General features: G+C 34.2%; 18 protein-coding genes. 10 read left to right on the top strand and 8 right to left on the bottom strand.

The window, feature by feature from the left end:
* The 3 genes from PQ963_08465 to tfrB all read right to left on the bottom strand — a co-directional run.
* The coding region (locus tag PQ963_08465; GenBank protein MEN4029696.1) for a DUF1512 family protein at window positions 1-841 on the bottom strand (841 nt) is incomplete at its 3' end.
* 20 nt (window positions 842-861) lie between these two features.
* Entirely contained in the window at window positions 862-1,560 is a 699-nt protein-coding gene (locus PQ963_08460; GenBank protein MEN4029695.1) for an RNA methyltransferase, read from the bottom strand.
* 2 nt (window positions 1,561-1,562) lie between these two features.
* Window positions 1,563-3,056, bottom strand: coding sequence for a fumarate reductase (CoM/CoB) subunit TfrB (gene tfrB / locus PQ963_08455; GenBank protein MEN4029694.1), 1,494 nt, complete (start codon window positions 3,054-3,056; stop codon window positions 1,563-1,565).
* Window positions 3,057-3,527: 471 nt separating this feature from the next.
* On the opposite strand from tfrB, the gene PQ963_08450 reads away from it, so the two are divergent.
* The 10 genes from PQ963_08450 (at window position 3,528) to PQ963_08405 (ending at window position 10,769) form a co-directional block, all read left to right on the top strand.
* Window positions 3,528-3,947: a hemerythrin domain-containing protein gene (locus tag PQ963_08450; GenBank protein ID MEN4029693.1), complete on the top strand. Its 420-nt coding sequence runs from the start codon at window positions 3,528-3,530 to the stop codon at window positions 3,945-3,947.
* A 272-nt stretch (window positions 3,948-4,219) separates the two neighbouring features.
* Window positions 4,220-5,926 (top strand): ABC transporter ATP-binding protein, encoded by a 1,707-nt coding sequence (locus tag PQ963_08445; protein ID MEN4029692.1) that lies wholly within the window; start codon window positions 4,220-4,222, stop codon window positions 5,924-5,926.
* A gap of 51 nt (window positions 5,927-5,977) precedes the next feature.
* Window positions 5,978-6,529, top strand: coding sequence for a flavin reductase family protein (locus tag PQ963_08440; protein MEN4029691.1), 552 nt, complete (start codon window positions 5,978-5,980; stop codon window positions 6,527-6,529).
* A 30-nt stretch (window positions 6,530-6,559) separates the two neighbouring features.
* On the top strand, window positions 6,560-6,955 hold the full coding sequence (locus PQ963_08435; protein ID MEN4029690.1) for a universal stress protein: 396 nt from the start codon (window positions 6,560-6,562) through the stop codon (window positions 6,953-6,955).
* A gap of 171 nt (window positions 6,956-7,126) precedes the next feature.
* The gene (locus PQ963_08430; protein MEN4029689.1) at window positions 7,127-7,321 is read left to right on the top strand and encodes a rubredoxin; all 195 of its coding nucleotides are present in this window, start codon (window positions 7,127-7,129) and stop codon (window positions 7,319-7,321) included.
* 73 nt (window positions 7,322-7,394) lie between these two features.
* Entirely contained in the window at window positions 7,395-7,556 is a 162-nt protein-coding gene (locus PQ963_08425) for a rubredoxin (GenBank protein MEN4029688.1), read from the top strand.
* Window position 7,557: 1 nt separating this feature from the next.
* Window positions 7,558-8,739, top strand: a complete 1,182-nt coding sequence (locus tag PQ963_08420) for an FprA family A-type flavoprotein (protein MEN4029687.1) — start codon at window positions 7,558-7,560, stop codon at window positions 8,737-8,739.
* A 12-nt stretch (window positions 8,740-8,751) separates the two neighbouring features.
* Window positions 8,752-9,267, top strand: a complete 516-nt coding sequence (locus PQ963_08415; protein MEN4029686.1) for a ferritin — start codon at window positions 8,752-8,754, stop codon at window positions 9,265-9,267.
* A 107-nt stretch (window positions 9,268-9,374) separates the two neighbouring features.
* Window positions 9,375-10,124 carry a peroxiredoxin gene (locus PQ963_08410; GenBank protein MEN4029685.1) on the top strand — a complete coding sequence of 250 codons (750 nt, stop codon included), beginning with the start codon at window positions 9,375-9,377 and terminating at the stop codon, window positions 10,122-10,124.
* 27 nt (window positions 10,125-10,151) lie between these two features.
* Window positions 10,152-10,769 carry a superoxide dismutase gene (locus PQ963_08405; GenBank protein ID MEN4029684.1) on the top strand — a complete coding sequence of 206 codons (618 nt, stop codon included), beginning with the start codon at window positions 10,152-10,154 and terminating at the stop codon, window positions 10,767-10,769.
* Between the two features lie 108 nt (window positions 10,770-10,877).
* On the opposite strand, the gene PQ963_08400 is transcribed toward PQ963_08405, so the two are convergent.
* The 5 genes from PQ963_08400 to PQ963_08380 form a co-directional block, all read right to left on the bottom strand.
* A complete protein-coding gene (locus tag PQ963_08400) occupies window positions 10,878-11,213 on the bottom strand; it encodes a hypothetical protein (GenBank protein MEN4029683.1) in 336 nt (111 codons plus the stop codon).
* Window positions 11,173-11,991 carry a hypothetical protein gene (locus tag PQ963_08395; GenBank protein MEN4029682.1) on the bottom strand — a complete coding sequence of 273 codons (819 nt, stop codon included), beginning with the start codon at window positions 11,989-11,991 and terminating at the stop codon, window positions 11,173-11,175. Before PQ963_08395 ends, PQ963_08400 begins: the two co-directional genes overlap by 41 nt.
* 135 nt (window positions 11,992-12,126) lie before the next feature.
* Complete coding sequence (thiD, locus tag PQ963_08390) at window positions 12,127-12,873, bottom strand: bifunctional hydroxymethylpyrimidine kinase/phosphomethylpyrimidine kinase (GenBank protein ID MEN4029681.1); 747 nt, start codon at window positions 12,871-12,873, stop codon at window positions 12,127-12,129.
* The gene (gene cofC / locus PQ963_08385; protein MEN4029680.1) at window positions 12,870-13,550 is read right to left on the bottom strand and encodes a 2-phospho-L-lactate guanylyltransferase; all 681 of its coding nucleotides are present in this window, start codon (window positions 13,548-13,550) and stop codon (window positions 12,870-12,872) included. The genes thiD and cofC overlap by 4 nt, the downstream gene beginning before the upstream one ends.
* Window positions 13,551-13,566: 16 nt before the next feature.
* Window positions 13,567-14,253, bottom strand: coding sequence for a hypothetical protein (locus PQ963_08380; protein ID MEN4029679.1), 687 nt, complete (start codon window positions 14,251-14,253; stop codon window positions 13,567-13,569).
* Window positions 14,254-14,258: the final 5 nt, after the last annotated feature.

Raw genomic sequence — 14,258 nt, 5'->3', positions numbered from 1 at the left:
TAACAACACCAATTCCCTGTGCTACCTTTCCAGTTTCTTCTCCTTCAAGTTTAACTGCAGCATCAACAGTTATAATTTTATCTATATTTTCATCTTTGATAATTGATCTGACCACTTTCCCCACTTTTCCAGTGCGGGCTCCCGGACCTCTGGCACGTGCAATAATTAATTTACGCTTATCCCTTATTTTTTTTGCAACATAAATGTCATCAGTTACTCTGGTTTCCACTGTTTTATAATCAATCATGAGCATTCCTGCAACCAATGGACCTAAACCATCTCCAATAGGTTTACCTTCAGAGAATGCTTTTACACCTTCAAGCTGTGCTTTTACAATCTTCATAATAAGTGGTAAGCTCATTTGAAGCGACAACAGTATCTGGAGGTTACCTGTTTTTTTTGCAAGTTCTAAATTATGCCGCACCCCTTTAGCAACACTGTTAATCCCCAGAGCCGCTTTAAGTGTCATTACAATATTGGCCCGGGTATCTTCATCTGCCATGGGTGCTATTACTTTCACCATCTGTTTAAACCTCTCTTCGCTTAGATCAAGAATCCTCTCAAGCTTTTTTACAATGCCATAAGGGTCAAGATTCACTGGAGGAACTACAAAAAACTCCATAAAATCTTCAATTGTCTGCGACCCGTTAAGAACAGGCTTACCTTTTTTAGATAGCTTTATAAGAATTCCTTTTGATTCTTCAACCATGTTTTCAAGTTCAAGCACTGATTTTGTAACTGAGGATATGATTCTGATTCTTAAAAGATAGGGAAGAAGGAAAATAAGCAGGACGAATACCAGTATTCCAATTATTTCCAGAGGACCTAAACCAAATAACATTCTGTAACTCCCGTAAATGATCATTCTTTTAATTTTAGCCGTATTCTTCTTAAAGTTCCAATTAAAGTATGTGCTTCTCTTCCAGCAATGAAAGCCCTTCCAACAATCCTTTTAAAAACTGTGGACGATGTTTTCATTTTATGGACAGGGTAACCAGTATATTTAATTAAATTATCCATTTCTTCAATTAAAAGTTCTTTTTCAGATTTAGTTGCAGCTTCAAGTTCTTCTCTGGGATATTTCTTTTTTCTTTTAAATATTTCATACAGTATAATGGCAGCTGCGTGGGATATATTTAAAACAGGGTAGCTTTCATCTGCTGGAATGGTCACAATAATGTCGCATAGTGAAATTTCCTCATTGGATAGGCCGTTACCTTCTCTTCCAAATATTATGGCTGTTTTTGAATTAACATTCAGTGATTTTGCAAAATCTTCTGGTGTAACCGCTATTCTTGAAACATTATAGCTTCCACCAGCCATTCCAGTTGTTCCAACTGCAAAATCAATATTTTCAGTTTCAATAAACTCTTCAAGTGAACTATAGGATTTATGATTCCATATTAATTCTTTGGCATGCATAGCCTGGTAATAAGCTTCTTTTTCCAACTTACAGGGATTTATTAACACTAAATTGGATAATCCAAAGTTTTTCATGGTTCTTGCAAGAAAACCTATGTTACCAGATGATTCTGGCTCCACAAAAACTATGTACATCATTTTTATACCCTTTTGTAAGCCATTTCCAGAAGTTGTAATATGTTCAACACTGGAATTTCAACACCTTCTTCTTTTAGGGAAGCAATTATGTTGTTCTGGCAGAATGGACAAATGGTAACTACTGCATCAACATTGAGTTCCTTTATCATCTTTGCTTTTTTCTTTCCTAATGCTGCTGCTATTTCTGGTTTTCCCGAACGTACACCACCACCAGCCCCACAACACTTATCAGGATCTTTCATTTCAACAAATTCCAGACCTTTAATTTTATTTAAAATTTTTCGTGGCTCTTTGGTTATTCCCTGGCTTCTTGCAAGGTGACATGGGTCGTGATAGGTTACTCTCATGTTTAATGGATTCATATCTTCAGTGTTTAAATTATCTGCCAGAAATTCGCTGATATCAACCACATTCAATTTAACACCGTATCTGGGGTAATCATTTTTCAATGTAGCCCCACATCCAGCACATACAGTTATTATAGTGTCATACCCTTCAAAAACTTCCCTGTTTTTAGCAATAAGAGTTTCTACAATGTCTGTCTGTCCAGTTCTAATTAATGGGGAGCCGCAGCAAATTTGATCTTCAGGCACCATAACATCAACTCCCTGCTCTTCTAAAACTTTAAGCAGAGCAAATCCGATCTCAGGATGCCTGTAATCTACAAGGCAGCCTGTAAAAAAAGCTACATTCGGCTTTTCTTTTTTAGATTCTCTGGTAACTGCTTTAATAAACCCTTCACCCAGGGGTTCAACAGATCTGCCAGTGTTTGCTATAAGTTCTTTCACATCTTTGTGAGGTGGAAGTGGGCCAATGCCTTCGCGGCATGAAATTTCTCTTAATTTTTCAATTGCACCACCTACTGGGCTTATTTCCTTAGGACATATCTTTTTACATTTTCCACAGGTTGTACAGCAGTAAAGCCCTTCATCAAATCCTGTTTTTGATCTATTTCCTTTATCTCGCGGATCAAGTGCAAATTTGGAGATATAACGCATAAAATATGGGCCTGCATACTCTTCGGTCTCTTTTATAACTGGGCATGCTGATAAACAGGAGAAACATTCAATACAGCTTCTTAATTTCTTGGAGTCCATATATTCTTCGGGTTTTAAAACCATAAGACATGCTTCACTATCTTGAGATATTTCTTCTCCTTTTAAGTAGAGACGCATTTCCTTAATCTTATTTTCAATCTCGCTTCTATCTACTACAAGGTCTTTGATAACATCAAAGTCAAGTGGTTCTACAACCATTTTATCTTCAATTTCGGCTTTACAAGCAAGTGTCACTTCTCCATTTACCTTTAAAGCGCATGATCCACATTGTCCAGCTCTACATGAGCATCTATAAGCTATATTTGCATTATATTTCTCATTTATGTAGTTTAAAGCATCTAAAACCTTCATTTTTTCAGTTTTTTCAACATTATATGTTTCAAAATATGCCTTTTCATCATAATGTGGATCATATCTTAGTACTTTAATTTCTATCATTTCTATCTCCATATTTTTTAAAAATTGATTAAAACAATTTATTTAAAGATTACATTGGTTAGTTAATTAAATATATAAAAATGGTTCAATATCAAGATATTTATAACATCTAACATTTATAATTACAATTCTAAATGCACCCTTTTAAGGCCTTAAAACATGTAAATATGCACATAGAATACATACTTAATTTAAACGGATTTAAACATTCACTTAAGAACGTATCTTCATTGATAATTAATCATATTTTATCCTGTTAATTGTATAGTATATGTGTTTTGATGGATATTTAATATTAATTTTTGGCTTTGTAGAAATCCTGTAAGTATGATGGGATCACCTATTTGAATATCAAGCAAACTTTGATAGAACTTCAAAGTTTAAAAATGATTTATACAGAGCCTAAATTTTATGAACATATATTAACTTTCATTAACAAATAAATAATTATAATTAAATGGAGGTATTTTTTTGGCTAAAGGAGATGTGTATAAAGCTTTGAGAGAAGATCATGAAAATGTCAAAGAGTTATTAAAAGAAATAATTGAGACTGGAAACACTTCTAAATTTCCAGAGATAAAAATACAATTACAGAAACATATGACCAGTGAAGAAAATTTTCTCTACTCTGCAATGGAATTTGTAGACGAAGAAATGACTAAAAAAAATAAATATGAACACGAATTTATGTGGAACAAGCTTATGTATCTGGACAATGCCCAGGGCGATAAAGACTGGATGATGAATCTAAAAGAACTTAACGATTTATTTTTAAAGCATGTTAAACGTGAAGAAACCAGGCTTTTTCCTAAAGCAGAAGAAGTTTTAAGTGAAGAAACAGAAGAAGTTATACTGAAATTAATAAAAGAAATAAAAGCAGAAAACATGTAAAAAAATTTTTTACTAAGTATTTAACTTTTTTGAAAAATTCGTATGGTCTTCTCCTATGCCTGATTGAATTTTAAAAAACTTCGCTATACACTTGCAAATTATGTCAAAATTAGCATTTTTTTATTACTAATACATTGATTAATCTATAGCTGGATATCCTCTTTTTAATCATCACATTAAAATCCAGTTAGTATAGAAAAACTATTATAATTCAGGTACATACTACTATTACACGTATTAAGGTCATGTTTTTTTAATAATGGTGATTATGGATGATAGAAATCAAAAATTTATCTAAAACTTTTCAAATAGATAGCGGAGAAAAAATAGAGGCTTTAAATAATGTTAACCTCCAGGTTAAGGATGGTGAAATCCTTGGAATAATAGGAATAAGCGGATCAGGGAAAAGTACACTATTAAGGATAATTAGGGGTGTTGAACCCTTTGACGAAGGCCATATAATTCTTGACAGTATTGAAGTGAAACCTGATTCAACTCCTCACTGTTTTTCAAAACTTAAAAAAGAAACAGCAATCCATCTTCAAAGGTCGTTTGGTTTATGGGGAGAAACAAGCCTCCAGAACGTGATAAGAAAATTATCTGGCGTTAAATATGGTGATGAATCACTGCAGGATTTTGAAGATGCTCGTGCAGAATTTGAAGAACAGGCGCTTGAAATACTTAAAGTTGTGTGTCTGGATCACAAGGCAGACCATTATGCACCAGTGCTTAGCGGAGGGGAAAAACAAAGACTCATAATGGCAAGACAACTTGCAAAACAACCTAAAGTGTTACTGCTTGATGAACCTGCCACTATGTCATGTCCTAAAACCAAACAGGAAATTTTAGATGCTATAAAAAATATTAAGAGGGAGCTTGGTGTTACAGTTGTCCTGGTCTCCCACCTCCCAGAAGTACACGAGTACCTGGCAGATAGAGTAGTTTTAATGAAAAATGGGAGAATAATAGATGAAGGCCCTCCAGAGAAAATAATTTCTAAATTTAGGGAAGAAATGGAACCTGCAGAAGATTTAACAGGTCTGGAAAATATAGGAGACTCAATAATAAAGGTTGAAGATCTTTCTAAGAGATTTTTCCTTCTAAAAGGCGGAAACACACTCCAGATTAAGGACATTAATCTTGATATAAAGAAAGGAGAAATTGTATCTTTAATAGGGCCAAGTGGAGCTGGAAAAACGGTTTTATTGCGTATGATAGCAGGACTTGACTTTCCAGACTCTGGAAATGTCTGCTTTAAATTAAATGATAAATGGGTTAACATGCAGAATCCTGGACTTGAAAGAATGGAGATAAGACGAAAGATGGGGTTCATGCACCAGGAATTTTCACTGACACATCATGCAACTGTAAAAGATCAGATAGCCTCCAGATTAGGTGTAAAAAACGAAAATGTACTTTCAAAAACACGTAAAAAGGCTGAAGAATTAGGAGTCAGTGATAAAATACTGGATATTCTTTATCAACTTACAGACCTTCCAGAAAATGAGGCTAAGATCCAGTTAGAAAAAATTGGTCTTTCATCAGGAATTTTAGAAACTCTATTTCCTAAATTCCCGGACAAAGAGGTAAAAAAATATGCAGAACCTGTGTTCAAGGCACTTGATTTACCGATAGAAATATTGGACAGAAAATCTTATGAATTATCTGGTGGACAAAAAGTCAGGGCTACATTAGCACTTGTTTTAACATCCAATCCAGAGGTACTGATTCTGGATGAGCCGTTTGGAGATCTTGACCCCATAACTCTTAGAATAGTTTCAAACTCCCTTAAACGTATTAATAAAGAATTTAACACTACTATTTTAATGGTAAGTCACCATATGGATTTTGTAAGGGAAGTGGCTAATAGAGTTTTAATGATGGACGATGGAAAGCTTGTAGAAGATGGCGATCCTCAAAAAGTCAGCGCTATATTTCTGGAAGAGTATAAAGCAGAATATCTGATTCAAAATAATTAAATCATTGAATTTACATAATAAATAGTAAGATTAGTTTAGCGAGGTGATCAAATGGTTTTTGAAGAAATAAAAAATGAAAATGCATACCGGATACTGGCTCCCCGCCCCACAATTATTGTAACCACCGTAGATAGTAATGGAAAAGTTAATGCCGCTCCTTTTTCTTTTACAATGCCTGTTTCGATTAATCCGCCTTTAATAGCTTTTGCATCAGTTAATACACACCACACCTACAAAAATATTGAAGAAACCGGCGAATTTGTGGCTAATATTCCTAATGAAAATATACTGAAAGAATTGTGGATAACGGGAGAGGGGTTTCCAAGGGATGTAAACGAAATTGAAAAAGCAGGTTTAACTCAGATATCTTCCCGGAAAGTCTCACCACCAAAAATAGGTGAGTGCATTGCATCCATTGAATGCAAAGTTCACTGGATTAAAAAGGCAGGGGATCACGACATAATAGTAGGGGAAGTATTGCATACTGAAGTTTTGAAAAATGCTATTAAAGAAGGTCTTCTTGATGTAGAAAACATAAAACCAGTTCTACATTTAGGAGGCATAAATTTTGTTGTTGGAGATCATTTAAAAAAAGTTGAATAATAGCCTTAATATTTTAAAGGAATGGAATAAATGTTTAAGACTATACTGGTCCCAACAGATGGCTCAAAATTCGCTCAAAAAGCAGAAGATGCTGCAATTTCTATTGCAGCTAAATATGATGCCCGGATAATTGGGGCCTATGTAATTGATGAAAAGCTGATTTATCCCTATGAAGTTCTTGAAGAAGAAGGAAAAAGCATTTTGAAAAACCTTAGTTTGAAAGCAAAAAAAGAGGGAGTTATCGTTGATGAAATACTTGTTTTTGGAACTCCTGCTAAAGATCTGATTACAATTATCCGGAGAATGGATCCAGACCTTGTAGTTATTGGAACCCATAGTAAAAAGGGACTGGAAAAATTATTGCTTGGAAGTGTCGCTGAAAAAGTTTTAAAAACAGTTGAATCTCCAGTATTACTGGTTAAATAACAATTTCTTTTTTTCTATTTATTTAGTGGGTGTTCAGTAATTCAAAATCAGAAAAAAGTGGGATGTATCTGGCACCTTAACCTGCAAGTTCTGCAAGATTTATTAATATAGAAATACAAAATAAAGTTAATAAAACTTGAAAAATCTTAAAATATAAGATAGGTGAAACCCATGCTAAAAAGGTATTATTGCAGTGTTTGTGGATACATATACGACCCTGAAAAAGGTGAACCTCGAAAAAAAGTAGCACCAGGTACTCCATTTGAAGATCTACCTGACTTATGGCGTTGTCCAAGCTGCGGCGCTGGTAAAATCAGGTTTAGAGTAAAGGATACACCTTCACTCATCCCTATTTATGCATCATGAAGGCGATTGTAAAATTAGATTCATGGAAAATCTATAATATAAATTGAGATTCAATTAAACTGGAGGTTTAAACATGGACAAGTACATTTGTACAGTTTGTGGTTACATATACGATCCAGAAGAAGGAGATCCATTATCTGGAATTGAACCAGGCACTCCATTTGAAGACCTACCTGATGAATGGGTATGCCCAATGTGCGGGGTAGGAAAAGATCAATTTGAACCGGTGGATTAAAATGGTTTCAAGGATAATTAAGCCCGGAATTTATTTTACTGGAGTACCGGATTGGGATAGAAGATTATTTGATGAAATAATCCCTCTTCCTGATGGAACAAGCTATAATTCCTATATTGTACAGGGGAGTGAAAAAACTGCCCTCATTGATACAGCTGATCCAAGTAAAAAAAGCGATTTTTTAAATAACATTTCAAAAACTAACCTTAAAATAGATTACATAGTTTCTCATCATGCAGAACAGGATCATTCTGGACTAATACCTCAAGTACTTGAAATCTACCCTGATTCAAAGGTTTTAACATCTCCAAAATGTAAAGAGTTCCTTAAAGACCTTCTTCTTATAGAAGATGAAAAATTCGTTACAGTTGAAGATGGAGAAACCGTATCTCTTGGAAATAAGACACTCAAATTCATATATACTCCATGGGTGCACTGGCCAGAAACCATTGTAACATACCTTGTAGAAGACAGAATTCTTTTTAGCTGCGATTTCTTTGGTTCACATCTTGCAACAAGTGATATATTTGTAAGAGATGAACATATGGCGTATAGAGCTGCAAAAAGGTATTACGCAGAAATAATGATGCCATTTAGAATGTTTATCAAAAAAAACATGGAAAAAATCAGTGCACTGGACATTGATATGGTAGCACCAAGCCACGGGCCTGTATATAACAATCCAGAAACTATTTTTGAAGCTTACAGGAACTGGATATCAGATAGGACCAAAAATGAAGTTATAATACCCTATGTATCAATGCATGGAAGTACAAAAGAAATAGTTGATTACCTTGTAGATTTACTGATTCAAAATGGAATAACAGTAAAACCCTTCAATTTAACTGTATCAGATACAGGAGAGTTAGCTTTGAGTTTGGTAGATGCATCAACACTGGTACTTGCCACTCCAACAGTTCTAACCGGGCCTCACCCCAGTGCAGTTTACGCTGCATATCTTGTAAACGCTTTAAAACCTAAATTGAAGTTTGTTTCAATAATAGGTTCTTTTGGATGGGGTGGAAGGACAGTAGAACTGCTTAAAGGAATTTTGACTAATGTGAAGGCTGAACTACTTGATCCTGTTATCATTAAAGGATTTCCAAAGGATGATGACTTTAGAAGGGTAGATGAACTGGCTAAAGAGATAATAAAAAAGCATAGAGAGCATGAGTTGATTTAGTAGAGTGATAAAATGTTAAAAAAATCGGTTTTAAAAGCTTTGAATCTGCAATTGAATGCAGAACTATATTCTGCATATTTATACCTGTCGATGGAGGCCTATTTTGAATCTGTTGACCTCAATGGATTTTCAAAATGGATGCGGGCACAGGTACAGGAAGAATTATTCCATGCAATGAAATTCTATGACTACATAGTTCAAAGAGGGGGGAGAGTAACATTATCTGCTATAGAAAAGCCCCAGATAGAATGGGAATCTCCCTTAGCTGTATTTGAACATGTTTATGCACATGAACAGAAAGTCACAGGCTTAATCAACGATCTTGTTGATCTATCGATTTCAAAAAGCGATCATGCAACAGGTAACTTCCTCCAGTGGTTTGTAGCAGAGCAGGTTGAGGAGGAAGAGTCAGCAAACAGAGTTTTACAGAGAGTTAAACTTACAGGAGACTCAAAAAGCGGTTTGTTCATGCTTGACAGTGAATTAGGGCAGAGAGTATTCACTCCACCAGCGTCAAAGGAAGAATAACCATTTATTTTTACTTTTAATATGATATAATACAATATAAGCAAAATTATTATTTAATATGAATAATAAAATAATAATGAAACGTCTCTTAGAAAGGAGGTTTTTTTATGTCCAGCAAAGTGAAAATATATGAAGTAAGGAAGACTAAAAAGGTTGATGAAGGAGTAACTGGTGGAATACCCTTAATAGGTGACCCCTTTCCAAAAATTAAAAATGTAAAAACAACAAGAGGTATTATGAAACTTCCTAAGGAATTTAAAGGTAAATGGTTTGTTTTATTCAGCCATCCTGCAGATTTCACTCCAGTATGTACCACTGAGTTCATGGAATTTCAAAGAAATTACATCAATTTCAAGATATTAAAATGTGAATTAATCGGTCTAAGCATTGATCAGGTGTTTTCCCATCATAAATGGATAGAATGGATAAAGGAAAAATTCAATGTAAGGATAGACTTCCCGGTAATAGCAGATACAGGCGAAATAGCAGCTAAACTTGGTCTGGTTCATCCAGCAAAGGGATCCAGTACAGTAAGAGCAGTTTTCATTGTTGATCCAGAGGGGATCATTAGAACAATAATATATTACCCTCAGGAGCTTGGAAGAAGTGTGGAAGAAGTTTTAAGGGCTGTTGAAGGTTTAAGGGTTGCAGATGATGAAGGGGTGGCCATGCCTGCAGAATGGCCGAGAAACAGATTCTTTGGAAGCAATGTTATTATTCCACCAGCACAGGACGAAGAAACAATTAAAAAAAGGCTTAAAGATGCAGAAACTGGTGAATATCAGTGTGTTGATTGGTGGCTCTGCCATAAACCATGGTTTAAAAAATTCAAAACATCAAAATGGAGAGAAATTTAAAAAAAGTAAATAATGGAGGAGTTTAATATGGAAAAAAAATATTATGAACTACCGCCACTTCCTTATGGCTATGATGCTTTAAAACCGCATATTTCAAAAGAGCAGTTAACAATACATCATGATAAACACCATCAAGCCTATGTGGATGCAGCAAACGGAATTTTAAAACTGTTCGATGAATCAAGGGAAAAAGGAGCAGACTTTGATATTAAAGCTAAGGCAAAGGAACTGTCATTTAATGTAGCCGGGCATCAGCTGCACACCCTTTTTTGGAATAACATGGGTCCTGCAGATGAAAACGGTGGCGAACCAACAGGAAAAATTGCTGAATACATAAAAAAAGATTTTAAAAATTTTGAAAGGTTTAAAAAAGAATTTTCACAGGCAGCAATAAGCACTGAGGGCTCTGGATGGGCAGTGATTGCTCTTTGTAAGAGCACTGATAGGCTATTTATTCTTCAATTTGAAAAACACAATGTGAATTTAGTACCTAAATGGCCTCCATTAATGGTACTGGACGTTTGGGAACATGCTTACTACTTAGATTATAAAAATGTTCGACCAGACTTTGTGGAAGCCTTCTGGAACATAGTAAACTGGGATGAAGTAAATAACAGGCTGGAAGCATGGTTAAAATGTAAATAACTGAAATATATCCTTTATTTTTTAAAAACATATAATTTCATGGCGCAAAAGATCAATATCTGGTGTATAAATAATTATGAAATCAAAATTTTAGCGTAAAACCAAATGTTATAATGGGATAAATTCTTTTAAATCAATTATTTCAAAACAAAAATTGTTATTTTTCAAATCTACTAAACTCCTTGCTTCAAAACTATCACAAAACTCATCTACAATTTTTGCAATACCTTTTCTTTCTATTTCACTTATAATCATTTCAAGGGTTATTATATCTGTTCCCTGGTTAATAAAAGATTCTGTTATCTTTTGTGACTTTGTTGTGAACTCTGAAACCTTGAAACACACGTTATTCTTATTTATTTTAAGATTAACAAAAAAACAGTAGTATATAATGGGATTAGCATCATATAATGCTTGTAAGCAGGTCGGAAGTTGCACTGTCATCTTTATCATCAAAGAATAATTCTAGATCTATATTGTCGTCGTCAAGGCGAGGTAAAATTTGAAATTTTTCGCTGCATAAATCCTGGATAAAATCAAATTTTTCTTTATGGTCCTTTAAATTGAGGTAACTTAAAAATTCAGGTTTGTTTAATATAAGATCATTTAACTCTATTATTTCTTTTATATATGAAGAAACACTGCTAATAAAAATGTCTTTTTTGACTTTATCTTTAATATTTTCTTTTTTAAGGAGAACAGAACAGTAATCAAGAGAACCTCTTAAAAAAAGTGAATTATCCGACGATTCATATTTTCTAAAAATAGACAGCAGATCAGCTATATCAATTAACATTTGCTTTTTAAGCTGATTATTTTCTTTTTCATTTCGTACATGATTTTTATACACATATTCCTTTAAATTTAAAAGAGAATAAGAACTAAATTTTTCTAAAACACTTTCTATACCCTTTATATCATTTTTAGGAATTTTTTTGAGAAGTTTTTCGGTTAAACTTTTTCCTTTATCAGTTATTTCAAATACCCATTTTCTACCAACATCAATCATTTCAATAAATCCTTCCTGATCTAATACTAACGCATCTGACTTTATTCCTGTAGAATATGGACCATAATCTCCTTTAACGAATTCATAATCTATAGAAACATTCTCTTCAACCTTAGCCAGGTAAATATATTTTTGTAAAAAGAAATGACCTTCTATTCGATTTAACTTGTATAAAGAATAAAGAACCGGCCAGCACCTTGGAACATCTTCCATGTTATTAATTCTAAAGATAAACACATATAAATGTTTTCCAATTTTTAATATCTTTAAATAGACTATTCATATTACAGATCACTTTTCAATCTTTTGATTAAAAGAGATTAAAATTGACTTCCCTGCTGAGTGGGATTAAAAAAAATTCCAGAACTGATTTAAAGTACCTCTACCTCCATATTCAATACTCTTTCTTGTAAATTCTCCAGCATATTTAACTGCATTTTCAAGACTCTCTCCCTTTAAAAGGTTAGCAACAACTGCAGATGAATAGGTGCAGCCGCTACCGTGAGTATTTTTGCTTTCCAGTAATTCTCCTTCGATGACTTTAACTGATCCATCAAATAGCACATCATTTCCTTCAAGATGCCCTCCAGTAACCACAACATTACACACTTTTCCTATTTTTACAGCAGCTTCTATGGCATCTTCTATTGTTTCGATTTTAATTCCAGAAATTTGCTGGGCTTCATATACATTTGGAGTTACAAGTTCTGCAACAGGGAGGAGATTTTTTTTCAGTGATTGAGCAATATCTTTTTTTGATAGCAATCCTCCAGAACCCGCAACCATTACAGGGTCAACCACAACTTTTAAATCATATTCATTAACTTTTCCTGACACGCATTTTATGATATCATCTGAATAAAGCATTCCTGTTTTTGCATACTGGATTTTTTCCTGCCTAAGCAGGGTATCGATTTGTCTTTCAATAAAACGCTGCTCTACAGGCTGAATTCCAGTAACTTCATCAACATTTTGGGCAGTAAGTGCAGTGATAACTGCAGTGCCGTAAATTCCAAGCGCAGAAAAAGTTTTTATATCATTTAATATCCCGGCACCCCCAGAGGGGTCGAAACCAGCGATGGTCATGGCGATCATATGGAAGCCTCTCGAGTTACGTTCAAACGTTCAGATCCATGATTTGACTTTACCTTCAACCTTACCTTTTTTAAATACCTGCTGGTTTCAGTTTCACTGCCGTGAAGCATTATTTCACCCAGATCTTCGGCCGTGTTAACATCCAATGACAAATAAAACGAATCAAATATGGTGTAAGTTAAATTATTTCTTTTTGCTTCTTTTATATGTTCAAAAAAGCTGTAATCTCCAAACTTTGTTTCGAAACCTCTGGCAGGGCACAGGAGTGCATTGGTACCTCCACCCTTAGAAGGGGCAATAACCATGCCAAATTCTTCTCCTTTCTTTAAAAGTGTTTTTACAAGACTTTTTTTTATTAATGGCACATCTGAGGGTAATATAAGAACATTATCGCAGAATCTGGAGGAATATTCCATTGCCTGAGCTAAACCGCTATTTAAACCAGTATTCCCCATTTCTTTTAGGGTTTCCACATTGAATTCTTCTACATAATAGAGAACGTCATCATCAGAGCTTACAATCAGTATATTCTCCACTGTTCCATTTAAAGCAGTGATTACATCTTTTAACATTGCTTTTAGCAGATTTTCACGTTCAACAATGGTTAATTTAGGTGATAGCCTTGTTTTTGCGCATGAAAATCTTGATACAGGAATCACTGCGAAAGTTTTTTTCATCTTCAAACTCCTGAATTTATTGAATACCTGAAGAAGTTTTTATCCAGCTAATAACATTATCAATCCAGTTTTGGGGATTGATGCTCTGTCTTTCATTTAAATTTTGAATTTCGCTCTCTGTTATATTGAACGTCTTTAAAATACTGATTTTTGAATCTGCGAGGTCCTGGCGGAACTGTGTCCATGTGATCTTTTTTGTTTCAACAACAGCTACCGGTTCTCCAGTGTAAGGGTTTAAATTGCCTCCAGACATGATGATCCATATTTTAAGCTGTGCCGCATAGGCACTCTGTAAATCATAAGGATTAGAATCACTTATGACATGATTAACGCCGTAATACGTATTATTTACTGGTAAAAGTTTGGTGTTTACAACTGCTCTTTTAGAAGGTTCAATACCATATGCTTTTAGAGTTTCTGTTGAACCTGGAGTTATCTGTTTTTCTTCTGCAATTACAAGATCCTGTGTTATGGTGCTTAAAAGTGCATTTCCTTTCTTCACGTCAATGGTTTTATTTCCATTGTTTGTTATTTCAACTTCATGGGGAACTGTTCCTGCAACAGTTTTCTGTATGACTTTAATGTTCCCACTGCTGTAGGCTTCACTTAAATTTAATTCATCTCTAACTGAAATATTAAGCATTGTAGAAGCTAATGCAAACAGTATAACTAATAAAACCACGCCTATAACTCTTATGTTCATGTAAT

This window comes from Methanobacterium sp., assembly GCA_039666455.1.
Lineage (GTDB): Archaea > Methanobacteriota > Methanobacteria > Methanobacteriales > Methanobacteriaceae > Methanobacterium_D.
This window is presented reverse-complemented; position numbering and strand designations above follow the sequence as displayed.